This is a genomic window from Helicobacter sp. 13S00401-1 (assembly GCF_002272925.1).
GTDB lineage: Bacteria > Campylobacterota > Campylobacteria > Campylobacterales > Helicobacteraceae > Helicobacter_I.
On record NZ_MLAR01000004.1, the window covers coordinates 22,304 to 42,807 of the forward strand.

Sequence of the window (20,504 nt, forward strand, 5' to 3'; positions counted from 1 at the left end):
AAGGAGTGCTTTTAATGAGTAGTGCTTACATGGAATCTTGTATATGAAAAGGTTAGTAACTTACTGCTTAGAAAACCCAGTAGTTATCATGGTTGGCATGATATTTTTACTACTTTTTGGCTACTTAAGTGTTATAAGGATGCCTTATGCCCTAACTCCAAAAGTCTCTAGACCTATCATATCTATATCCACTACTTGGGCAGGAGCTACTCCTTATGAAGTAGAAAAAGAGATAATCCAAAGGCAAGAAAAGTATCTTAAAAATCTTCCTAATCTTTTAAGCATGACTTCTTCTTCAAGACAAGGAGCAGGTTCAGTAGTACTAGAGTTTAAAGTAGGGACTAATACTAATGATGCATTTTTAGATGTAAGCTCTAAATTAAATGAAGTGCGTGGCTATCCAAGTGATATAGATAAGCCAGTTATAAGGCCTACAGGAGATGATGTAGCGCCTATTGTGTTTATGTTTGCTAGAAGTTTAGATAAGTCATCTATCAGGCATAAGTATCTTTTTTTGATGGATGATGTGGTTAAGTACTATGAACGCTTGCCAGGAGTTGGTAGTGTGACAGTTTCTGGTGGAGTTCCACGTGAGATACATATAGCCTTAAATACTAACTCGCTAGCTTTTTATAATATAACTGTAGATGATGTAACTAAGGCCTTACAAGCACAAAATATAAATGTTTCAGCAGGCACTATAGACTACGCACAAAGGACTTATAGAGTTAGAACAGTAGGTGTTTTTAATGACGTACAAGACATATATAACACAGTTATAAAAGCAAGTGGATCTCAAGTAGTAAGACTAAAAGATATAGCTAAAGTTATAGACACTTTTGCAAAACCAACCTCGCCTAATATACATGATAATGACGAAACTGTAACCATGCTTATAAGGCCTACAAATGATGGCTCAGTACTAGAAGTAGTAAAAAGTGTAAAAGAGTTAACCGCTAAGCTTAATAAAGGAATCTTAAAAGATAATCACATAAAAATAGACATAGGAAGAGATAGCTCTTCTTTCATACAAGATGCCATAAACTTAGTTAAAGAAAACGTCTTTGAAGGGATAATCCTAGCTGCTATTGTGCTTTATCTTTTCTTAAGAAGTATCTATACAGTCTTTGTAGTAAGTCTTATAATCCCACTTTCTATCTTAAGCTCTTTTATCATATTAAACATGCTTGATAGGACGCTAAATGTCATCTTACTAGCAGGAGTAAGCTTTGCTATATCTATGATAATAGATTCAAGCATAGTTGTAGTAGAAAACATACACCGGCACTATAGTATGGGTAAAAAGATGTTTGAAGCTTGTAAGGATGGAGTATCAGAGGTTGCGGGTGCACTTTTTGCAAGCACAGTTACAACTATAGCTATCTTTATACCTATCATTGGACTAAAAGATGAGATGGGACAGTTTTTTGTAGATATAGCCCTAGCATCTTCTTCAGCACTAATCATCTCTTTTATAGTCTGTCTTTTTGGACTGCCTATGCTTTATTACACCATGGCTAAGTATTTTTTAAAAAAGAAGAAAAAAACTAAGATCTTAAAACATAATGAAGTAGAAGAGCTAGTAGTTAACTCAAAGTATAGATTCTATAATCCTAAATGGCTTTTTGATACCGCACTTGGTGTAGTTGGCAAGTTTTTATTTGATATCATAGACTGGATTTTAAGACTAGTTTTAAAAAATATCTATACAAGGCTTTTTGTTATCATAGTTTTTTGTGCGTGTAGTGTTTTTATCTCTATAAAAATCTTTCCTAAGCTTGATTATCTCCCTAAAGGTTCACAAAACTTCATCCTAGGCTATGTAAGCATACCTAATGGTCTAAGTTATGCTGAAAGACTTAAAATCACAGATGCAATCTATAACTACAATAAGCCTTATTTAGAACAAAATGGCTTTAAGGGTAATGATAAATACCCAGCTATAAAAGACTTTTTTGTAACTGCAAGTCCAACTTTAGTTGAGTTTTATGAGATTTCAGCTGATCCTAAGAGGGCAAAAGAGTTAATCCCACTTATGAGAGATACCATAAACTCTATACCTAATATAACTGGAACAGTAGTAGAACAAGGCATGTTTAGTGCAAGCAGGATAAGATCTAGTGTAGATGTAAATATCATAGGCTATGACTTAGATTCTATGATAGATAGCGCTAGGGCTTTTATAAACCTTGCTAATAAGTATTTACCAGGTGCTAGGATAAGGGCTATACCTAGTTTAGATCTAGGCAACAAAGAAATAACCCTTTATCCAAACGAGAGGGCTTTAAGTATTAATGGGCTTAATGTCAAAAGTTTTGGAAACATAGTAGATGTGCTAATAGATGGCAAAAAAGTAGGTGACTTTAGAGATAACTATGGGCGCTTAAGTGATATTATGCTAACTGCTAATCAAGAAGCAAAAAGCCCAGAAGACATGCTTTATACACAGATTTATACTCCTTCAAAGAGGATAGTACCACTTAGCTCACTAGCTGATATTAAATACACCCAAGGTGTCTCACAGATACGCCACTATGAACAAGATAGGAACTTGCTAATAGTTATAAACCCAAGTGATAAGATGCCACTTCAAACAGTCATAGAAACTATAAGCGATAAGATAATACCAGAGCTAAAAGAAAGCGGGGAGTTAGAAAATAACAAAGTAGTCTTTAGTGGTAATGCTAATAAGCTTTATAGACTAGCAAGTGATCTAGGCTATGGCTTTTTGCTAGCCTTAGGGATAACTTACTTAATACTTGCGGCTTTATATGGTAACTTTGTCTATCCTTTTATTATCATCTTTACTGTGCCCTTTGCTGTAGCAGGAGGACTTTTAGGGCTATGGTTTGTGAATAAATATATAGCAGTGCAAAACTTAGATGTACTAACCATGCTAGGTTTTATAATCCTAGTAGGCTCAGTTGTTAACAATGCTATATTAATCGTCTATCAAAGCCTTATAAATTTAAAAGATCATAAGATGGAAATATTTCAAAGTGTGTATGAAGCTACAAAGTCACGTATAAGGCCAATTTATATGGGTATGTTAACTACAGTCTTAGCCCTTGTACCACTAATCTTTTCTCATGGTGCTGGAAGTGAGATATATAGAGGATTAGGGGCTGTTATAGCTGGAGGGCTTTTAGTATCTACTATTATTTCAGTGTTTGTGATTCCATCTTTATTATTATTTGTTTTAAGGAAGCCAAATGATGAAGTTGCTTAAACTTATCTTATCTATCCTTATAGCTAGCATCTTAGCACCTAGTGTTTTATCTGCTTTAAGCATGCAAAAGATGGTAGATCTAGCTTTAAATAATACTTATAAGCTAGAAGCCCAGCGCTACAATGTCCAAAAGGCAAGAAGTGATATAAAAAATGCCTATGCGTCATTTTTACCAAGTATAAATTTTGGTTATCTTTATAGCTATAACGCTCCTCAAGATAGCCTAGCTTACCAGCAAAACAACCTCCAACTTACATCTTCATTTAATATCTTTAATGGTCTTAAAGACTACTATGGCTTAATGATAGCTAAGAGTAACTATAAGCAAGAACTTAACACTTTAGAATCTACTAAAAACGACTTAGTCTTAATGACTAAGATAGCCTACTTAAAGGCCTTAGAAAACAGAGAGGCTTTGAAAATCTCAAAAGATTCCATAGACTTATTAAACGTGCAGTTAAAAACGGCAAAAGAGTTTTATAAACAAGGTATCGCTGATAAAAGTGATGTTTTAAGCATACAAGTAAATATCGCTAACGCTCAGATGCAAAACCTAAAAACTAAGTCTGATCTTGATGCTAACTTAAACACATTAAGAGTGCTTACTGGCACGCTAATAGACCCAGCAGTCTTAGAAGATATAACAGTGCCAACTTTTAGTATAGATAGAGATGAGTTGATGAAAAATATCTATAAAAATAATATCTCCTTACAGCAATTTAACACTAGTGAAGAAATCATAAGGCAAAATATCAACCTTTCGCGCTCAGGCTACTACCCAAAGATTAATATTAGCACTAGTAACTTTATAGCCCTAAGTGATAGTAGGGATAATAATATACTTCAAGCAGCTGCTAATCAAAACCAAGTAAGACTAAGCCTAACATGGAACTTTTTAGATGCTACTAAAAGCTTTTATAGTTCCCAAGCATTAACGGCAAGCTTACTATCTTTAAACTCTGCTAAAGTAGACTTAAAAGAAGATATATTACTTCAAGCTACTAGCTTAATAAACGCACTTAATATAGCAAAGGCTCAGATTAATCTTGCCACAGTGGCCCTAGCCCAAGCTAAAGAAAACTATCGCATAGTTAGTAATAAGTACAAGCAGCAAGTTGCAAGATACGTAGAACTTTTAGATTCTGAGTTACTTTTAACTAATGCAAAGTCACGTCTTAGCGTAGCAAAGTATGAGCTAGCTATAAGCATAGCAAGAATTTATCACCTTGAAAACACCCAGTTTTAAGATATACTATCAACTTATATTTTTTGCAAAAGGATGTTCATGGCTACAGTTATAAGACTAACTAGAATGGGGAGAAAAAAGAAACCATTTTATAGGATAGTAGTTACAGATTCTAGAAAAAGAAGAGATGGTGGCTGGATAGAATCTATAGGTTACTATAACCCTCTAACTGAACCTGCAAGCTTCAAGATAGATATGGAAAGATTTAACTACTGGAAGGGTGTAGGTGCTAAGATGAGTGAACGTATAGAGGCCTTAACTAAGCAAAAGTAGCGTTTTAAGTGGTAGAAGACTTTCTAAAACACTATACACAAAAGATAGTTGCTAACAAGGATGCTGTGAGCATAAAAAAGACCATGAAAGAGATGGACTTTTGTGAGATAGAGATTTATGTAGCCAGCAGTGATGTTGGGCGACTTATAGGAAAAGATGGTAAGATGATAAGTGCTATAAAGACTTTTATATCTGCTTGCAAAGCAAAAGATGGCATCAGCTATAAAGTAAGTGTACAAAGTAACACCTAAAGCTATGTTACTTGTCTTAAGGCTTGGAGCTAGTGTAGGAGTAAAAGGGCTTATGCGTTTTACTTTGATTAGCGATTTTCCAGAGTTTTTAAAAGTGGGACGAGTGCTTTACTCAAAGACTTTAAAATCTTTTGAGATAGCTTATATAAGCTTAGAAAAATCTCATATAGGCTTTAAGGATGTAAACTCTTTAGAATCTGCAAAGCTTTTAACAAACACTGAGCTTTTTGCTAGTGAAGATGAGAGTAAAAAAGAGCTTCTTTTAAAAGAAGATGAGTACTTTTATGATGATGTAGTTGGCTTAAGCGTTATAGAAGATTCCAAAGTACTTGGTAAAGTAGTAGATATACAACGTATTAATACAACTGATTATCTCCATGTAAAAACTCCTGAGGGAAAGATCTTTTTACTACCTTATATAGATAGGTTTGTTTTAAAGATAGACTTAGAATCTAAAAGCCTTTTTAGCATAGATGCACTTTACTTGCTACCTTAAGTTTATATGAAGTTTAGTTTTATAACTCTTTTTCCAGAGCTTATAGCCCCTTACTTTTCTGATAGTATCCTAGGTAGGGCACGCACACTAGGCCTTTTAGAGACTAATTATCTTAATATAAGAGATTACGCGCTTAACCCTTATAAAAAAGTAGATAGTGCACTTATAGGTGGAGGAGCTGGTATGGTTATCTTGCCTAACTTGCTTCATAGAGTTTTAGCTGAGGTTAAAGATTCTAGAATCTTATTTATGTCTCCTTGTGGGGCTCGCTTTAGTCAAAAAGATGCTAAACGCTTAAGTAAGTTTAAGCATATAAGTTTTGTGTGTGCAAGATATGAAGGCTTTGATGAGAGAAATATAGAGTTAGATGCTCACGAAGTTTTTAGTCTAGGAGACTTTATATTAACTGGTGGTGAGCTAGCAGCAAGTGCTATGGCAGATAGTATAGCTAGGTACATAAAAGGAGTTTTGGGTAATCAAAATTCACTAGAAGGAGAGAGTTTTGAAAACTCACTACTTGAAGCACCAAACTTTGCAACTAGACTAGATTCTAGTAAGGATTTAGAATCTAAAAAGAGTTTAGATTTAAAGTTTGAAGCTGATATTTTTAATAAAGAAAGTGTCCCTTTAGAATATTTAAAGGGAAACCACGCTAAAATTGCGGATTTAAAACTAAAATTATCTGTTATGAAGACTGCTTACTTCAGACCGGATTTACATCAAAAATAAGGACTATGAAAATGAAAAATCGCTACATTCAAGACTTTGAAAACGCTCAGCTACAAGGTAGAGAAGTTCCTAGCTTTAAAGCTGGAGATACTTTAAAAGTGGGTATAAAGATAACTGAAGGTGATAAGACTAGGATACAAAACTTCGAAGGTATCTGCATAGCAGTGCATGGTAATGGAGTTGATAAAACTTTTACTATTAGAAAAATCTCAGCTAATAACATAGGTGTTGAAAAAATCTTTCCACTTTATAGCGACGCACTAGAAAGTATAAAAGTTCTAAGAGTAGGGCGCGTAAGAAGAGCTAAGCTTTATTATCTAAGAGATAGAAAAGGAAAAGCTGCAAGGATAAAAGAACTTAGAAAAGTAGTGACAGCCTAAGTTTATATGCAACAAAAAGCTGCTGCTTTAGCCTATGATAAAGATAAAGATAGTAGTCCTAGGATAGTAGCTAGTGGTGTAGGGCAGATAGCAAAAGCCATAGTCCAAAAGGCTAGTGAGTTTGATGTGCCTTTGTTTAAAAATGAGGTTTTAGTTGACTCTTTAGTCCATATGGATGTTAACGCTAACGTCCCTCCAGAGCTTTATCAAGCAGTGGTTGAAGTTTTTGTGTGGTTACAAAACAGTGAGAAAAGTACTCAGATAAGTAGGTTTTGAGATTGGAGTTTTAGAATCTATGACTGAGTTTGAGATTTTTACATGTAATAGTGCTTTTTAGCTTTAAAGTAACTTTTATAAGAGATACTTTAAAGTAACACTTACATTAAGTATTATGCATTTATTTTGCCTTAGTTATTTTAAGTTTAATTTAAGTGCAAAAAACTTGCTTTTATTAAAATTAAAAAGTACAATTGTAATTCTTTTTTAAGTAATTCATGCGGGAATAGCTCAGTGGTAGAGCACAACCTTGCCAAGGTTGGGGCCGCGGGTTCGATCCCCGTTTCCCGCTCCAAGTTTTAGCCCAGATGGTGGAATGGTAGACACAAGGGACTTAAAATCCCTCGGATATTGCGTCCGTGCCGGTTCAAGTCCGGCTCCGGGCACCATTTACCTAGTTGGATGGCGGCGACATAGCCAAGTGGTAAGGCATGGGCCTGCAAAGCCTTGATCCTCGGTTCGAATCCGAGTGTCGCCTCCAGTTCTAAGTAATCTTTAATAATTTTAAATACTTTTTAAACTTTATCGCTTTTTGTACATATACAATTAGGCTTTAAGATTTAAGTTATATATGCGCGGGAGATGGCTGAGTGGTCGAAAGCGGCGGTCTTGAAAACCGTTGAAGGTAACACTTCCAGGGGTTCGAATCCCTTTCTCCCGGCCAGAAGCAGTTAGTAAACTTGCTGTTTTAGAATCCTTTTATCTTTAAAGTTTTCCTTTAAAGATTTTTATTTTACTTTTTACTTTTTTTTAATGTACTTTTTAGCTTTAGTTACTTTCATAATAGTTAGTAGTGTTAGCTAAGTTACAATCCTCCAATAATGATTATGACGCTTAATATATTAGCCTTAGTCTTTAAGGTCTAATATTTTTAAGCTATTTATATTTTAGTTTCTTGTAATCATAAACTAAACTCCTTATTTATCACTTCTACTTTGCAGACTTGCTTTTTTTGATTACAGTACGTGTATGATGTTAATTTAACTTCATTAATTAATTTTTAAAGATTTATCAAATGAGAAAAAAGACCCTTGTAGGCGTACTAGATTTAGTAGTAGCTCTAAGTTCTGCAAGTTATGCAAAAGTGGCATTTTTGTAGGTGGCAACCTAGGTCTTCTTATAACTTCAGCTACTGATATCCCTTCTTTAGTTCAGGCATTTATCTTAGCAACTAGGATAGGTTACACACTAGGTGTAAATGTAGGTTACAAGCAAGACTTAACTACAGATATGGGTCTAAAATACTATCTAAGCTATAACTTTTCTCAAAGCTTTGCTAGTAAAGCTATAGGACCTATTAGAACATAAAGCTGATATCTTAAATCACTTAGTGGTTGCAAATATTGATTACTTTTATAACTTTGATAAGATGTTTGGTGCTTATGTAGGTATAGGTTTAGGTTACTTTGACTACAGTGGATCTTTTAATATAGCTAATCTTGCTGATTTTGGTATAAGTGGTGGAAGCTTTGCTCTACCTATAAACGTAGGTTTTAACTTTAATGTAAATGAATCTAACACCATATCATTAGGCGCTAAGGTACCAGTTCTTGGTACAGATGTAAACGTGCTACTGCACAAAAAGTTCAAGCCTTGCAAAATGGCTCTAGTTCAAGCACTACAAGCGAATCTGCAGATGGTGGACTAGCATCCTTGCAAGTTATAAAAGGTAGTACACTTAGAAACTACATCATACAACTTGGTTATACCTATACTTTTTAATCTAGAGCCTTAAAGTACATTTTTATACAAAGTCCTTTTTGCTATCACTAGTTTAACTAGTGATAGTTATAGTTTTAAGATTTTCCTTTCTTCTTTAAAATTTAACCTATAAAGCTACATACCCTGCCATACCAGCTATTAGATACCCAAAGATACAAGCTGTTATAACACCTATAAGACCAGGGAGTATAAAGCTATGGTTTATAACAAACTTGCCTATATGTGTAGTACCTGATCTATCAAACTGGATGGCTGCTAGGTCGCTTGGATAAGTAGGGAGTATGTAGTAGCCATAGCAAGCTGATGCAAAAGCTACGATTATCCCTGGGCTTACGCCTATACCTATAGCTAGTGGCACAAAGGCTACTAAGGCTGCTGCTTGAGAGTTAACAAACTTTGAGATGATTAAAAGCATTACAGCATAAGTCCAAGGGTACTGTGAGACTACATCTCCAAGCAAGGCTTTTATCATAGGAGTATGTACTCCAAACATACTATCTGCCATCCATGAGATTCCAAAGACTGCGACTAAGGCTATCATACCTGACTTAAAGATAGCATTTGAAGCGATTTTTGCAGCATCAGTTTTAGTAAAGATTAGTATAACTGTACCAGCTAGTAGCATAAAAATTTGTATGATATCAACCATACTCATAGCCTTATGCTTACCGCCTATTTCAAAAACTGGTCTTAACTCTTTAAAGTAGCCAAGTATAGCCACTATGACTATAGCGCCCAAAAAGATCCACATAGCAGCCCACTGTCTTTTACCAAGCTTTTTACCTATAAGAGAGCTTTCTCCACTATCTCCATAAAGATGGGCTTTAAACTCAGGGTCTTTTAATCTTTCTTGAAAAGCTTTATCTTTATCTAAAGACTTGCCTCTAAACATAGAGTAGATTCCAACTACTAAAACTCCTATATAAGTAGCTGGGATAGTTACTTTAAGTAAGTCTATGTAGCCATCAAAGCCTGCTAGGTGGGTTTTGTCATTTATTAAAAAAGCAGTTAGGGTTACTACTGCTACACTTACTGGAGAGGCTATGATTCCAAGTTGAGCGCAAATCGAGCTAGCAGCCATAGGGCGTTCAGGACGAATATTATTTTTTATGGCTATGTCATAAACTATAGGAAGCACTGTATAAACTACATGCCCTGTCCCACAAAGCACAGTTAGCGTGCAAGTAACTAGTGGGGCAAGTATGCTTACGTATTTTGGATTCTTACGTAAGATTTTTTCAGCGATTTGAAGCATGACATCTAGTCCGCCGCTTGCTTGAAGTGTGGCTGAAGCACTAACAACGGCAAGTATGGTTAGCATAACACTAACTGCTGGTTTTCCTAAATTCATATGGAATCCAAAAGTAAAGATAAAAAGCCCTACACCTCCTAAAAGTCCTAATGCCATACCTCCTTTTTTAGCTCCATAAAAGAGGCATATAAGCACGATGATTAGCTGGATGATAAACTGGGTGCCCTCGTTTAGATTCATTAAAAAACTCATTTTCTTCTCCTTGCATAAGTTCTCATTTCATGCAAGGCATTATAATAGCTTTTTACTAGAAGTGACTTTTTTTTATAAAATTATTTACTATTTATTTACTATTATTATTTTATAACATTATGGAACATATCTTTATCAAGTATGCTTAATAACTTCTCAAATCTTTTACATAAAGAAACATATGTATATATTCAGATAGTCTATTTTTTAATTTATAGTAAAAAAGTAACATATATAATGGTTTTTAGAGTTATACAAATATCAAGTAAAAATGACATATAAGATAAAAACTAGATTAGATTAAAAGAGGAAAGAAGAAAAAGACTAAAGTAAAAAAAGACTTATAAAAGTTAAGTTTTATAAGTCTTTTTTCTTATGATATTAGAATCTTGGGCCGTGCTTATAGGTGCACATAGCCTGCAAAACTAGCTATTATGTAGCCAAAGATACAAGAGCTTATAACTCCTATAAGTCCAGGGAATATAAAGCTATGGTTTATAACAAACTTGCCTATATGCGTGGTTCCTGATCTATCAAACTGAATGGCCGCTAGGTCGCTTGGATATATAGGCAAGATATAGTAAGCATAACAAGCTGGTGCAAAGGCTACTATTATCCCAGGGCTTACTCCTATACTTAAAGCTAGTGGCACAAAAGCTACTAAGGCTGCTGCTTGAGAGTTTATAAAGTAGGATATAACAAAGAGCATGATGGCATAAGTCCAAGGATGGGCTATGATAACTCCGCCTAAAAGATGTTTCATCATATCTAGGTGGACTGAAAACATAGTATTAGCCATCCAAGAGATTCCAAATATAGCTACTAGTGCTATCATCCCAGACTTAAAGATAGCGTTTTGTGAGATCTTAGCAGCATCAGTTTTGGTAAAGATTAGTATGACTGTACCAGTTAGTAACATGAAAATTTGTATGATATCAACCATACTCATAACTTTTTCTTTGCCACCTACGTTAAAAACTGGTCTTAATTCTTTGAAGTAACCAAGGATTGCCACTATGACTATAGCGCCTAAAAAGATCCACATAGCAGCCCACTGTCTTTTAGCAAGTTTTTTACCTATAAGAGAGCTTTCTCCACTTGTACCATAAAGGTTAGCTTTAAACTCAGGGTCTTTTAATCTTTCTTGAAAAGCTTTATCTTTATCTAAAGACTTGCCTCTAAACATGGAGTAGATTCCAACGATTATAACGGCTAGATAAGTCGCTGGGATAGTGATTTTAAGTAAGTCTATGTAACCATCAAAACCTGCAAGATGAGACTTTGAGTTAACTAAAAATGCAGTTAAGGTAACTACTGCTACACTTACTGGAGAGGCTATGATACCAAGCTGTGCACAAACTGAGCTAGCTGCCATTGGGCGCTCAGGTCTTATGTTGTTTTTAATAGATATGTCATAAATGATAGGAAGTACAGTATAGACCACATGTCCAGTTCCACAAAGAACTGTCAAGGTACAAGTTACAAGAGGGGCTAATATACTTACAAATCTTGGATTTTTACGTAAGATCTTTTCAGCGATTTGAAGCATGACTTCTAAGCCACCACTTGCTTGAAGTGTGGCTGAAGCACTAACAACGGCAAGTATGGTTAGCATTACATCAACTGCAGGAGAGGTTGGGGCTATATGGAATCCAAAGGCAAATATAACTAATGCTACACCGCCTAGTAAACCTAGTGCCATCCCCCCCCTTCTTGCCCCAAAGAAAAGGCAAAGTATGACTATGATTATCTGGATGATAAACTGTGTGCCTTCATTTAAATTCATTAAAAAACTCATAAAAAAACCTCCTAGTAAAGCGATGCTGCCTTAGAAAATAGGAGGTAAGTATAGGATGTTTTTTGATAGTTGGAGACACTAAAAGATAATATTAATTTACTTAAATAAATTAGTTTATAAAATACCCATAATAAAAAGTTACATATAAATAATTTTTATCACTAAAATAATCTATTTTATCGATAATCTTTATATTAAAAACTAAAGGTTAACTTTTTTATATCTAATAAATATTTGTTATATTTTATGGAATTTGGATCGTTTTTAACGAGCAGTATTACTTTTTTTTTGCAAACTTGATTAGCTATCTATTCCAACACTTTCTTTTTTGCATGGATTATTATTTTTGTGTCTTCTAACCAAAGCGAAGCTTCCTTGAAAACGAAGTTTCCTCGAAAGTGAAGCTTCCTTGAAAAAGGGGTTTAACCTCTCCTTAACTCCCACAAAACCTGCGAAAGCGTAAGCTTCTTTGAAACTAGTACTAGTTGCTATAAGCAACTAGGGCTTTCTTTCAAGAAAGACTTTTTTTTAGCGTGAGTCAAGGGGGAGGGCCTTGGCTCATTTCCGTTTCTAGCAAAACGAAGTTTCCTCGAAAGCGAAGCTTCCTTGAAAACGAAGTTTCCTCGAAAAAAATGGCGTAAGCACTACTGCTTGCTTGTCTCCGCTTTTTTGCACCACGAAACAAAGCGAGAATGCCACAGGCCTTAAAAAATATAATTATTGGAAGCCTTATTGTGTATGAGATAGCTGCCTATTAAACGATCTTTATAAGTAAACTTAAGATTGTGTAATGGAGTAAAGGTTATTAGCTGCTTGTAAAACTTTTTTTATACTAGATCATCACTACTTGCTTTACGCATAAGTCTAGCCTGTGATAGCTAGCTAGTAAAAGAGCTGCTATATCTTAGTAACAGCTCTTTTTATATAGTCTTGCTTAGTTAGATTTTTCTAACTTAGACTTCATTTATTAGACTTTGCCTATTAGATTCTTAGAATCTATTTTTCTTTACATCTTCTATCATAACTTTTGATACTGAATCTATATTTTTACCTATAGCACTACACTCATCAACTATGTTTAAAGTATCTCTTATCTGGTGTTGAAGGCTAGATATGGCGTTATTAACCTCTAAGACGCTATGAGTTTGAGTAGAGATAGACTGAGACATCTCATCTATACTTTGAGAAAGCAAAGATATACTGCCTTCTATCTCATTTAAAGACTTTTGAGTTTTTTCAGCTAGCTTTCTAACCTCATCAGCAACAACTGCAAAGCCTCTTCCATGCTCTCCAGCCCTAGCTGCTTCTATGGCGGCATTTAGCGCTAGTATATTTATCTGGTCGGCTATATCATGTATCATCTTAGTGATACTTTTTATACCTTCACTTTGTGCTAAGACGTTCTCACTTTTTTCATTAATGCTTTGTAAAGACGCACTTATATTATTCATATTACTAGCGCTATCTTCCATGGCTTTGGCTTGATTGCCCGTTAGGTCATTAAGTTTAGAAGTTACGTTATTTAGACTTTGGGCTTTAAGGGCTAGGTTGTTTGAAACTTTGAGGTTAGAGTTTAGGTTTAAAACTATAGCATCACGAAGTTTGTTTAAGTTTTGAGCTAGCTCTAAGAAGCCTCCTTTTAGCCCTATGGAAGCTACTGAAGAAAGAAAGTTATTTTGTGAGTAAGATTCCATGGTGCTTGAGATTAGAGCAAAGTTTTGTCCTATGAGATTTAAAAACTCGCATAGATTATTTCTTAGTTTCATTATCTGTTCGTTTTGAGATTCTAAGACTAGTTTGCCTTGGAAGTTTCCTAGCCTTCCTTGCTCCAAGGCTGTAGTTATCTCACCAACTAGCTTTTCATCTTTTTCTAGGTTTAATTTGACATTAGCAATAGACTGATTGATGATACTTGCTAACTCTCCAAACTCATCTTTTGAGTAGATTTTAATCTCTTCTAAGGTTTGTGTTTTGTGTCCTACGTAGTCTAAAAAAGAAAAGATTCCACTTTGGAGTTTTTTAAGTGAGTTAGCAAAGCCTCTTATGAAAGATATGCTTAGGCTTATGCCTATTATTAGTGTTATGATTGCTATTATTATCACCCATATGATGGAGTTTACTTCATTTCTAACTATACTTTTTGTCTGTTGTAATGAAAACTCTAGTATGTCGCTAATCTTGTCGTTTAAAAAGTTGATATATCCACTAGAGATCTGAAACCACGCTTTAGAATCTTCACCATAGTTGCCATAGTCTGCTTTTTGATAGAGGACATTAATCATGCTTTTAGTGGCTGCAAACTTAGCGTCATTTATCTCACCTAAGTTTTTATAAGCATTATAGTAGTCTAGAGATTCTAAAGCTCTAGTAAGGCTGGAGTTAAAGATACCAAGGTTAGAAAAAGTAAGTTTTGATTGATCTACATTCATCCTTTCATTTATCTCAAAAACACCTGCAACATTAGCCCTTACTAGCCCCATAGCCTCAGCTGCATATACTAGATTATAAGCACCAAGTAAAGAGTAGTTTATACGCTCATCTATAAGGCTATTACTTATACTTGTGCTTACTATTTTTATTAGCCTATCTATGATGTCTGAGTAAGTAGCTATTGCAGTTTCAGTAACGTAGTAGCCTTCATTAATGCGCTTTCTAAAGTCTTGTAAGTCTTTAAAATCTTTGTTTACTGTCTGTATATCTTTACTACTTCGTTCATTTCCATCATTTTGCATAAAGGCTAATAGATTTTTGAACTCTTCATCAACCTTAATCTTTTGTCTGTTATAAGGTAGCTCTGTAGCCTCACTTGCGTTAGTTACATACATACCTCCAAGTCCTCTTTCAACTTGTATTTCATGAACTAAGGTTGATACTTGCTTTGCGTAGTATATGTTTTCTGGGACCAAAGATAGCTGTCTATATAGACTAAAGTGCTTAGTAAGCAGCATCACGCAGTAAATCAGACTTATTATCAGTAAAAAGACCACAAGCAAGATTTGCTTACCTTTGATGTTTAATCTCATGCCTAATCCCTCTTCTTTTCTTTGATGTGTTTGTAATATGTGAAGTTTAGTCCATTTTCCAAAGATGTTTTAGAAAAACTAAACATTTAATAAAAATTTTACTTTTTTGGGAAACTAAAAGCAAGGATAAGAAGAGATAAAATCTTAGCTTTTATAAGCCAAGATAAAAAGTAGTTTAAAAGCTTTTAGAAATAGCATAAATCTTAGTCTAGTAGCCTTATCATATAAGGTTTGCAAACTACACAGATTAGCTTTTCTATCTCGTTTAATGCCTTTTGTATATCTAGCTCAGCACATATATGAGTTGAAAGAAGCAAGGTTGCATGTTTAGGTTTAGATTCTATACAAGTAGTATCTAAGTCTTTTTTATGTGTTTTATCTTGCTCCCAAGTTTCTTTTTGAAGCAAGGTTCTAATTGAAACTTTATACTTAGCAAACACTAATGCTATATCGCTTAAAACTCCTGGTTTATCAGTTACATTTAATCTTATGTAGTACTTACTTGAGATAGATTCTATAGGTTTTAGTTTTAGAGTATTTTCATGTGAGCTCATATAACCTAGCATAGGTGAAGTTTTACTTCTTGCTATCTCTAAGATATCACTAACTACTGAGCTTGCAGTTGGCGCCCCACCAGCTCCAGCACCATAATAAACTGTCTCTCCTACCATATCACCTACTACACTAATTGCATTCATAGCCTTATCTACCTTAGCTAAAAGCTTATCTTGTGATATCAAGCAAGGATGCACTCTAAGTTCTACTTCATCACTATGAATCTCTTTTTTAGCTATGCCTAAAAGTTTTATAACATAGCCAAACTCTTTTGCAAAAAGTATATCTATCTGAGATATCTCTTCTATGCCCTCTACCAAGATGTCTTCTAACTTAGCATTTATGCCATAGGCTATACTTGCTAGGATTAAAAGTTTATGGGCTGTATCGCCTCCACTTATATCTAAAGTAGGATCAGCTTCAGCGTAGCCTAAGTCTTGTGCCTCTTTTAGGGCTACTTTAAAGTTAAGTCCGCTTTTACTCATCTTAGTTAGGATGTAGTTACTTGTACCATTCATTATGCCGCTAAGAGAAAGTATGTGATTAGCCCCAAGGCCATCTTTTAGAATCTTAATTATAGGTATACCACCACACACACTTGCTTCAAAGCCTATGGCGGAGTTTTTGCACTGCTTTTCTAGGTCGTATCTATGATAAGCAAGCATGGCCTTATTAGCAGTTACAAAGGCCTTACCACTTTTTAGTGCCCTTAGTGCTATCTCATAAGGAAGTTCTACACCACCTATTAGCTCAACTATTACTTCTATACTAGGATCACTAAAAGCATCATCTATATTAGTGCTTAAAGGTATGCCTAGACTTTTAAGCTCTTTATCATCTATATCTCTTGAGATTCCAATGCGCGGTACTAGATTAACACCACATCTTGCTTTGAGTATGTCTTTATTAGTCTGTAATATCTTTACTACGCTTTTTCCAACGGTGCCTACACCGATTATAGCTATATTTATATCTTTCAAGTTAGTCTGCCTTTTAGCGCTTAGGTATAATCTAAATAAACCTTAATTATAACCTGTGTTAGAATACCAAAAGACATTATGTTATAAGCACACCACCACGAAGAGTTTCAATGAAGTTTAGAAAAATAGGAATCTTGCTTAATCTAGTAGGCGTCCTAATCATTATAGTGTTATTAATTGCCTTAGTGTTTTCTTACTTTTATGTATCTCATAGAAGCGAAACAACTATTAATGCCAAGCTCCATGAAGCTAAGTTAAAACTTAAAAGCAAACACATAGACTTAAAGTACCAGCCCTTTAAATGTAGCGGTTTTAGAAATATAGAGTGTGCCAGTAAGGGCATCTCGCTAGCTTTTGATAATCAGATGCTTAGTTCAAAAGATATAAGTTTGCAAACTAAAAGAGATAGCACTGACTTAAATATGCTTTTAGACTTTAAATTAAGCTCTGTGCTTAATGCAACTCAGTCTAACAAAGTAGCACTGGCTGCTTTAAAAACCCTCCAGCCAAAACATGTAACTTGCAAGATAAACTTTGGTGCACAAGATTCAGTAGGGACTATGAAGTGTGACTTATTAGAAGGGGGCATACAAAGCATTATAGATTCTAAAGTTGTTTTCAAACAAAACTTTGATAACTTAGTAGATGCTTTTAGTACCATTAATCAAAACACACCTTTTTCCTTCGAGTTTGCTTTTAATGTGATAAATCCAAGTGATTTCTTAGCTAAGTTTGATAGTAATGCCCTAGATTATGAAAGGGCCCTTGGTAACTCTGAAGATCCTAAGACTATAAAAGCAGCTTATACAAAAAGCATACAAAATGGGATAGATGCTATGGTGTTTTTAGCTCAAGTAACTGGCGTACTTGATGAAGGAAGCACACAAGCTTTTAAAGATTTTTTTAACTCTAGCGGTCTAACACTTAAAGTAAAAAGCAAGCAAGATGTAAACTTAGCCTTTTTTAACTTTGATAAACATGACTTAGCGGCTAAGGCTACATTATTTGACTGGAGCATAAAAGATAATTAGATGAGATTCCTTAGTGCTATGTGTTTTATCATGCTTTTTAGTTTAGCTAGCCTAAGTAGTGCTAAGGACTTAGAGATAGATAAAAAGCCTGATGATAAGGTGTTTATCACAGATTCTAAGCCTCAAGAGTTTATAGTAAGTTATGACTTTACGACACTTGATTACATCCCAAAAGGACAAGACTTAAAGATATCTAAGCCCTTAGTTCCTATCATCTTAAAAGAAAAGTTAAAGCCACTTTTTAGCTGCAGTGTTCCTTTTAAGGCAAGAAGCTTTGCTATAGACGTTCCAGGTAGTTTTAGTGACTTACAAAAACAAGCCTATGTAGAAAAGCAAGTTAGCTATGAGATTTATAGAATCTTAAACACACATGTAGATTCTTTACTTAAGTGTCTTATGCAAAATGAAGCTAGCATAGATACTAACGATCTAACAAGCAACTTTCAAACTAAGGCCTTTAGTCATCTTAGACTTATGCCCTCTTACATGTTAGTAAGTTTTAGCGATGATAGTTTAGAGCTAGTATTTTATAAACCTAAAAGATATAACTAGATGCCTAGTAACCAAACCTAAAGGAGGGCAAATATGAAGATAGCCATAGTTGAAGATGATATTAATATGAGAAAAGGCTTAGAGTTTTTTTTCCTAGACTATAAAGACTTAGAGATAGTTAGCTTTAAAAATCCAAAAGATGCCCTAAAAGCCCTAGATGATAGCTTTTCTTTAGTTATAACTGATATTAATATGCCTCATATGGATGGACTAACTTTTTTATCTGAGTTAAAAGGGCGTTATGAAGCTATAGTCATAACAGGCAATGCCACTTTAAATAAAGCCATAGAATCTATACGTCTTGGAGTAAAGGACTTTTTTCAAAAACCTTTTGAGCCTAAAGATTTGCTAGATGCAGTTTATAGGACTAAAAAGCTAGTTGAGTTTGAAAAAAGTGCTCCTAAAAAAAAGCTTGCTCTCCCAAAAACTAAAAGCTTTTTTCAAGCTAGCTCACCTGCTTTAGAAGAGGCAAAAAACATGGCCTTAAAAGTTGCCCTTACTGATGCAAGTGTGTTGCTTTTAGGGGCTAGTGGGGTTGGTAAAGAAGTTTTTGCACGCTACATACATGAAAACTCAAAAAGGAGTGCTGCACCCTTTGTAGCACTAAACATGGCTAGCATCCCAGAAAATCTTTTAGAATCTGAACTTTTTGGATTTGAAAAAGGTGCTTTTACTGATGCAAGTGCTCAAAAGATAGGGCTTTTTGAAAGCGCACAAGGTGGAAGTATATTCTTAGATGAGATAGGAGAGATGCCTTTAGCCCTCCAAGCTAAACTACTTCGTGCCTTGCAAGAAAAGGAGATAACAAGGTTAGGAAGCTTTAAGCCTATAAAGATAGATGTTAGATTTATCTCAGCTACTAATGCAGATATAAAAGATAAGATAAGTAAGCATGAGTTTAGAGAGGATTTATTTTTTAGACTTCAAACTGTGCCTATTAAGATTCCACTTCTAAAAGATAGAAAAGAAGAGATATTACCCATAGCCCTAACTCATATAGATAATATATGTAAAAATTACGGCTTTAGCACTAAGGTTTTAAGTGAAGATGCTAAGGCTAGGCTACTTGAATATAGTTGGCCAGGTAATATAAGAGAGCTTTTATCTGTCATAGAGCGATCTTGCATACTAAGTGAAGGTGATACTATCAAGCAAAGTGACTTGTATTTAGATGAAAGAGAAAAAGGTTTGCTTTAATATTTTGTTAGAATTCACTCCTATATTAACGCTAAGGATCTAATGTTGCGTAAGCTAGTTGTATTTGTCATGCTTGTTATATCTTTGCAGGCTAAAAGCTACATTATCTCTCCTCTTTTGCCACCTACTCAAGAGGTTTTAAATACTTCAAAGTCAAGCTGTGATGCTAGCTGTATGCACGATCTTTTTAATAAAAAACTTTATCTAAGCTTTCTTTCTCACTATAAGGGCACAAGTGATGTAGCTTTAAAATCAGACTTTAAAGTAGCTAGTTCTTATCTAGATTCTTTTGTGTATCATGAAGACACCATAAGCGATAAAGTCTTACGCATAGCTCTTTTAATGCCCCAAAAGTTAATAGGCCGCTACTCAGTTTCTACCCCAGATGTTGTTATGAGCTATCTTGTATCTCGCGGGATAGATTTTAACTTTAAAGTTTTTAACTCTATAGATGAAAGTCCAGAAAACTTAGTAAAAGCTTATGATGAACTAAAAGCAGAAAACTATGACTATGTTATAGCCATACTTACTCAAAGTGGTGTTAAAGCTTTGGTGCAAAATGTAAACGTAGATAGGCTAGTTTATGTGCCAACTGTAAATATCAACCAGATAGATTTCTCCGTCCCTAAAAAGATGGTTTTTGGCGGGATAGATTATAACGCCCAGATAAAACTTATCTCAGACTTTGCAAAAAATAGCTCTGTGATAGCTTATAATGATGATAGCTACATAGGCATGATTCTAGGAAACACCCTAGCTAAAGATAGTAAAAATATTATCTATCAAGATACCATCACCTCAAAACTAGCTGCAAACTATAAACAAAGCTTACAAGACCAAGAAGTCATGCTTGATAACTCTATGGTTGTGTTTAATACCTCAGCTATAAAAAGTGGCCTTATCATCCCACAAATTAGCACGCTTAATATCACTCCAAAATACTTTCTTTCAACTCAGATAAACTATAACCCAGTCCTTTTAACTCTAACTCAACCAGAAGATGTAGAAAATCTTTTAGTAGTTAATGCCATAGGCCAAACTAATGATAACTTAATGGAGTACACTAACTTATTAAGTGGGGACTTAAAGTATGACTGGGTAAATTACGCAACTGATATAGGCGTAGAGATGTTTTTAGACTTACAGGTTAATAACCTAGATAAGTTTTTTAGTGAGCCTATAAAGCATAATCAAGTCATATACAATAACCGCTTTTTTAAACCTAAGGGCTACTATTTCGCGCCTAATACTACAAATTAAAG

17 protein-coding genes and 4 tRNA genes are annotated in these 20,504 nt (G+C 34.6%); 17 read left to right on the top strand and 4 right to left on the bottom strand.

Annotated elements, in window-relative coordinates; genetic code table 11:
* The first annotated feature begins 43 nt into the window (after positions 1-43).
* From BKH43_RS03255 to BKH43_RS03315, 13 genes are all read left to right on the top strand, one after another.
* On the top strand, positions 44-3,229 hold the full coding sequence (locus tag BKH43_RS03255) for an efflux RND transporter permease subunit (RefSeq protein ID WP_095228532.1): 3,186 nt from the start codon (positions 44-46) through the stop codon (positions 3,227-3,229).
* A complete protein-coding gene (locus BKH43_RS03260) occupies positions 3,213-4,475 on the top strand; it encodes a TolC family protein (protein WP_095228534.1) in 1,263 nt (420 codons plus the stop codon). Before BKH43_RS03255 ends, BKH43_RS03260 begins: the two co-directional genes overlap by 17 nt.
* 39 nt (positions 4,476-4,514) lie before the next feature.
* Entirely contained in the window at positions 4,515-4,748 is a 234-nt protein-coding gene (gene rpsP / locus BKH43_RS03265) for a 30S ribosomal protein S16 (protein WP_095228536.1), read from the top strand.
* Positions 4,749-4,756: 8 nt separating this feature from the next.
* Positions 4,757-4,999 (top strand): KH domain-containing protein, encoded by a 243-nt coding sequence (locus tag BKH43_RS03270; RefSeq protein ID WP_095228538.1) that lies wholly within the window; start codon positions 4,757-4,759, stop codon positions 4,997-4,999.
* Positions 5,000-5,003: 4 nt separating this feature from the next.
* Positions 5,004-5,495, top strand: a complete 492-nt coding sequence (gene rimM / locus BKH43_RS03275; protein WP_143429022.1) for a ribosome maturation factor RimM — start codon at positions 5,004-5,006, stop codon at positions 5,493-5,495.
* A gap of 6 nt (positions 5,496-5,501) precedes the next feature.
* Entirely contained in the window at positions 5,502-6,224 is a 723-nt protein-coding gene (gene trmD / locus BKH43_RS03280; protein WP_095228543.1) for a tRNA (guanosine(37)-N1)-methyltransferase TrmD, read from the top strand.
* Between the two features lie 11 nt (positions 6,225-6,235).
* Entirely contained in the window at positions 6,236-6,604 is a 369-nt protein-coding gene (rplS, locus tag BKH43_RS03285) for a 50S ribosomal protein L19 (RefSeq protein WP_095228545.1), read from the top strand.
* 6 nt (positions 6,605-6,610) lie between these two features.
* Positions 6,611-6,880, top strand: coding sequence for an EscU/YscU/HrcU family type III secretion system export apparatus switch protein (locus BKH43_RS03290; protein WP_095228547.1), 270 nt, complete (start codon positions 6,611-6,613; stop codon positions 6,878-6,880).
* A 220-nt stretch (positions 6,881-7,100) separates the two neighbouring features.
* Positions 7,101-7,175 (top strand) — tRNA-Gly (locus tag BKH43_RS03295).
* Positions 7,176-7,182: 7 nt separating this feature from the next.
* Positions 7,183-7,269 (top strand) — tRNA-Leu (locus BKH43_RS03300).
* 18 nt (positions 7,270-7,287) lie between these two features.
* Positions 7,288-7,361: transfer RNA gene (locus tag BKH43_RS03305), tRNA-Cys, on the top strand.
* Between the two features lie 95 nt (positions 7,362-7,456).
* Positions 7,457-7,544, top strand: a tRNA-Ser gene (locus tag BKH43_RS03310).
* A gap of 666 nt (positions 7,545-8,210) precedes the next feature.
* Positions 8,211-8,528, top strand: coding sequence for an outer membrane beta-barrel protein (locus tag BKH43_RS03315; protein ID WP_095228549.1), 318 nt, complete (start codon positions 8,211-8,213; stop codon positions 8,526-8,528).
* Positions 8,529-8,708: 180 nt separating this feature from the next.
* Here the strand turns inward: BKH43_RS03315 and BKH43_RS03320 are convergent, their stop codons facing one another.
* The 4 genes from BKH43_RS03320 to BKH43_RS03340 form a co-directional block, all read right to left on the bottom strand.
* On the bottom strand, positions 8,709-10,106 hold the full coding sequence (locus BKH43_RS03320) for an anaerobic C4-dicarboxylate transporter (RefSeq protein WP_095228551.1): 1,398 nt from the start codon (positions 10,104-10,106) through the stop codon (positions 8,709-8,711).
* Between the two features lie 400 nt (positions 10,107-10,506).
* Positions 10,507-11,904, bottom strand: a complete 1,398-nt coding sequence (locus BKH43_RS03325; protein ID WP_095228553.1) for an anaerobic C4-dicarboxylate transporter — start codon at positions 11,902-11,904, stop codon at positions 10,507-10,509.
* Between the two features lie 989 nt (positions 11,905-12,893).
* The gene (locus tag BKH43_RS08605) at positions 12,894-14,927 is read right to left on the bottom strand and encodes a methyl-accepting chemotaxis protein (protein WP_095228557.1); all 2,034 of its coding nucleotides are present in this window, start codon (positions 14,925-14,927) and stop codon (positions 12,894-12,896) included.
* 203 nt (positions 14,928-15,130) lie between these two features.
* Entirely contained in the window at positions 15,131-16,462 is a 1,332-nt protein-coding gene (locus BKH43_RS03340; protein ID WP_095228559.1) for a homoserine dehydrogenase, read from the bottom strand.
* Positions 16,463-16,572: 110 nt separating this feature from the next.
* On the opposite strand from BKH43_RS03340, the gene BKH43_RS03345 reads away from it, so the two are divergent.
* From BKH43_RS03345 to BKH43_RS03360, 4 genes are read left to right on the top strand one after another with little or no spacing between them, the layout of a single operon-like run.
* Complete coding sequence (locus BKH43_RS03345; RefSeq protein ID WP_095228561.1) at positions 16,573-17,493, top strand: hypothetical protein; 921 nt, start codon at positions 16,573-16,575, stop codon at positions 17,491-17,493.
* Positions 17,494-18,045, top strand: coding sequence for a hypothetical protein (locus BKH43_RS03350; protein ID WP_095228563.1), 552 nt, complete (start codon positions 17,494-17,496; stop codon positions 18,043-18,045).
* A gap of 33 nt (positions 18,046-18,078) precedes the next feature.
* Positions 18,079-19,242 (top strand): sigma-54 dependent transcriptional regulator, encoded by a 1,164-nt coding sequence (locus BKH43_RS03355; RefSeq protein ID WP_095228565.1) that lies wholly within the window; start codon positions 18,079-18,081, stop codon positions 19,240-19,242.
* Between the two features lie 45 nt (positions 19,243-19,287).
* Positions 19,288-20,502: a hypothetical protein gene (locus BKH43_RS03360; RefSeq protein WP_143429023.1), complete on the top strand. Its 1,215-nt coding sequence runs from the start codon at positions 19,288-19,290 to the stop codon at positions 20,500-20,502.
* The last annotated feature ends 2 nt before the right edge of the window (positions 20,503-20,504 follow it).

Excerpts from the sequence above, each read along its gene's own strand:
- BKH43_RS03345 (WP_095228561.1), top strand. The coding sequence starts at position 16,573 with ATGAAGTTTAGAAAAATAGGAATCTTGCTTAATCTAGTAGGCGTCCTA.
- BKH43_RS03350 (WP_095228563.1), top strand. The coding sequence starts at position 17,494 with ATGAGATTCCTTAGTGCTATGTGTTTTATCATGCTTTTTAGTTTAGCT.
- BKH43_RS03325 (WP_095228553.1), bottom strand. The coding sequence starts at position 11,904 with ATGAGTTTTTTAATGAATTTAAATGAAGGCACACAGTTTATCATCCAG.
- BKH43_RS03290 (WP_095228547.1), top strand. The coding sequence starts at position 6,611 with ATGCAACAAAAAGCTGCTGCTTTAGCCTATGATAAAGATAAAGATAGT.
- BKH43_RS08605 (WP_095228557.1), bottom strand. The coding sequence starts at position 14,927 with ATGAGATTAAACATCAAAGGTAAGCAAATCTTGCTTGTGGTCTTTTTA.
- rimM (WP_143429022.1), top strand. The coding sequence starts at position 5,004 with ATGTTACTTGTCTTAAGGCTTGGAGCTAGTGTAGGAGTAAAAGGGCTT.
- BKH43_RS03320 (WP_095228551.1), bottom strand. The coding sequence starts at position 10,106 with ATGAGTTTTTTAATGAATCTAAACGAGGGCACCCAGTTTATCATCCAG.
- rplS (WP_095228545.1), top strand. The coding sequence starts at position 6,236 with ATGAAAAATCGCTACATTCAAGACTTTGAAAACGCTCAGCTACAAGGT.
- BKH43_RS03355 (WP_095228565.1), top strand. The coding sequence starts at position 18,079 with ATGAAGATAGCCATAGTTGAAGATGATATTAATATGAGAAAAGGCTTA.
- BKH43_RS03260 (WP_095228534.1), top strand. The coding sequence starts at position 3,213 with ATGATGAAGTTGCTTAAACTTATCTTATCTATCCTTATAGCTAGCATC.
- BKH43_RS03255 (WP_095228532.1), top strand. The coding sequence starts at position 44 with ATGAAAAGGTTAGTAACTTACTGCTTAGAAAACCCAGTAGTTATCATG.
- trmD (WP_095228543.1), top strand. The coding sequence starts at position 5,502 with ATGAAGTTTAGTTTTATAACTCTTTTTCCAGAGCTTATAGCCCCTTAC.
- rpsP (WP_095228536.1), top strand. The coding sequence starts at position 4,515 with ATGGCTACAGTTATAAGACTAACTAGAATGGGGAGAAAAAAGAAACCA.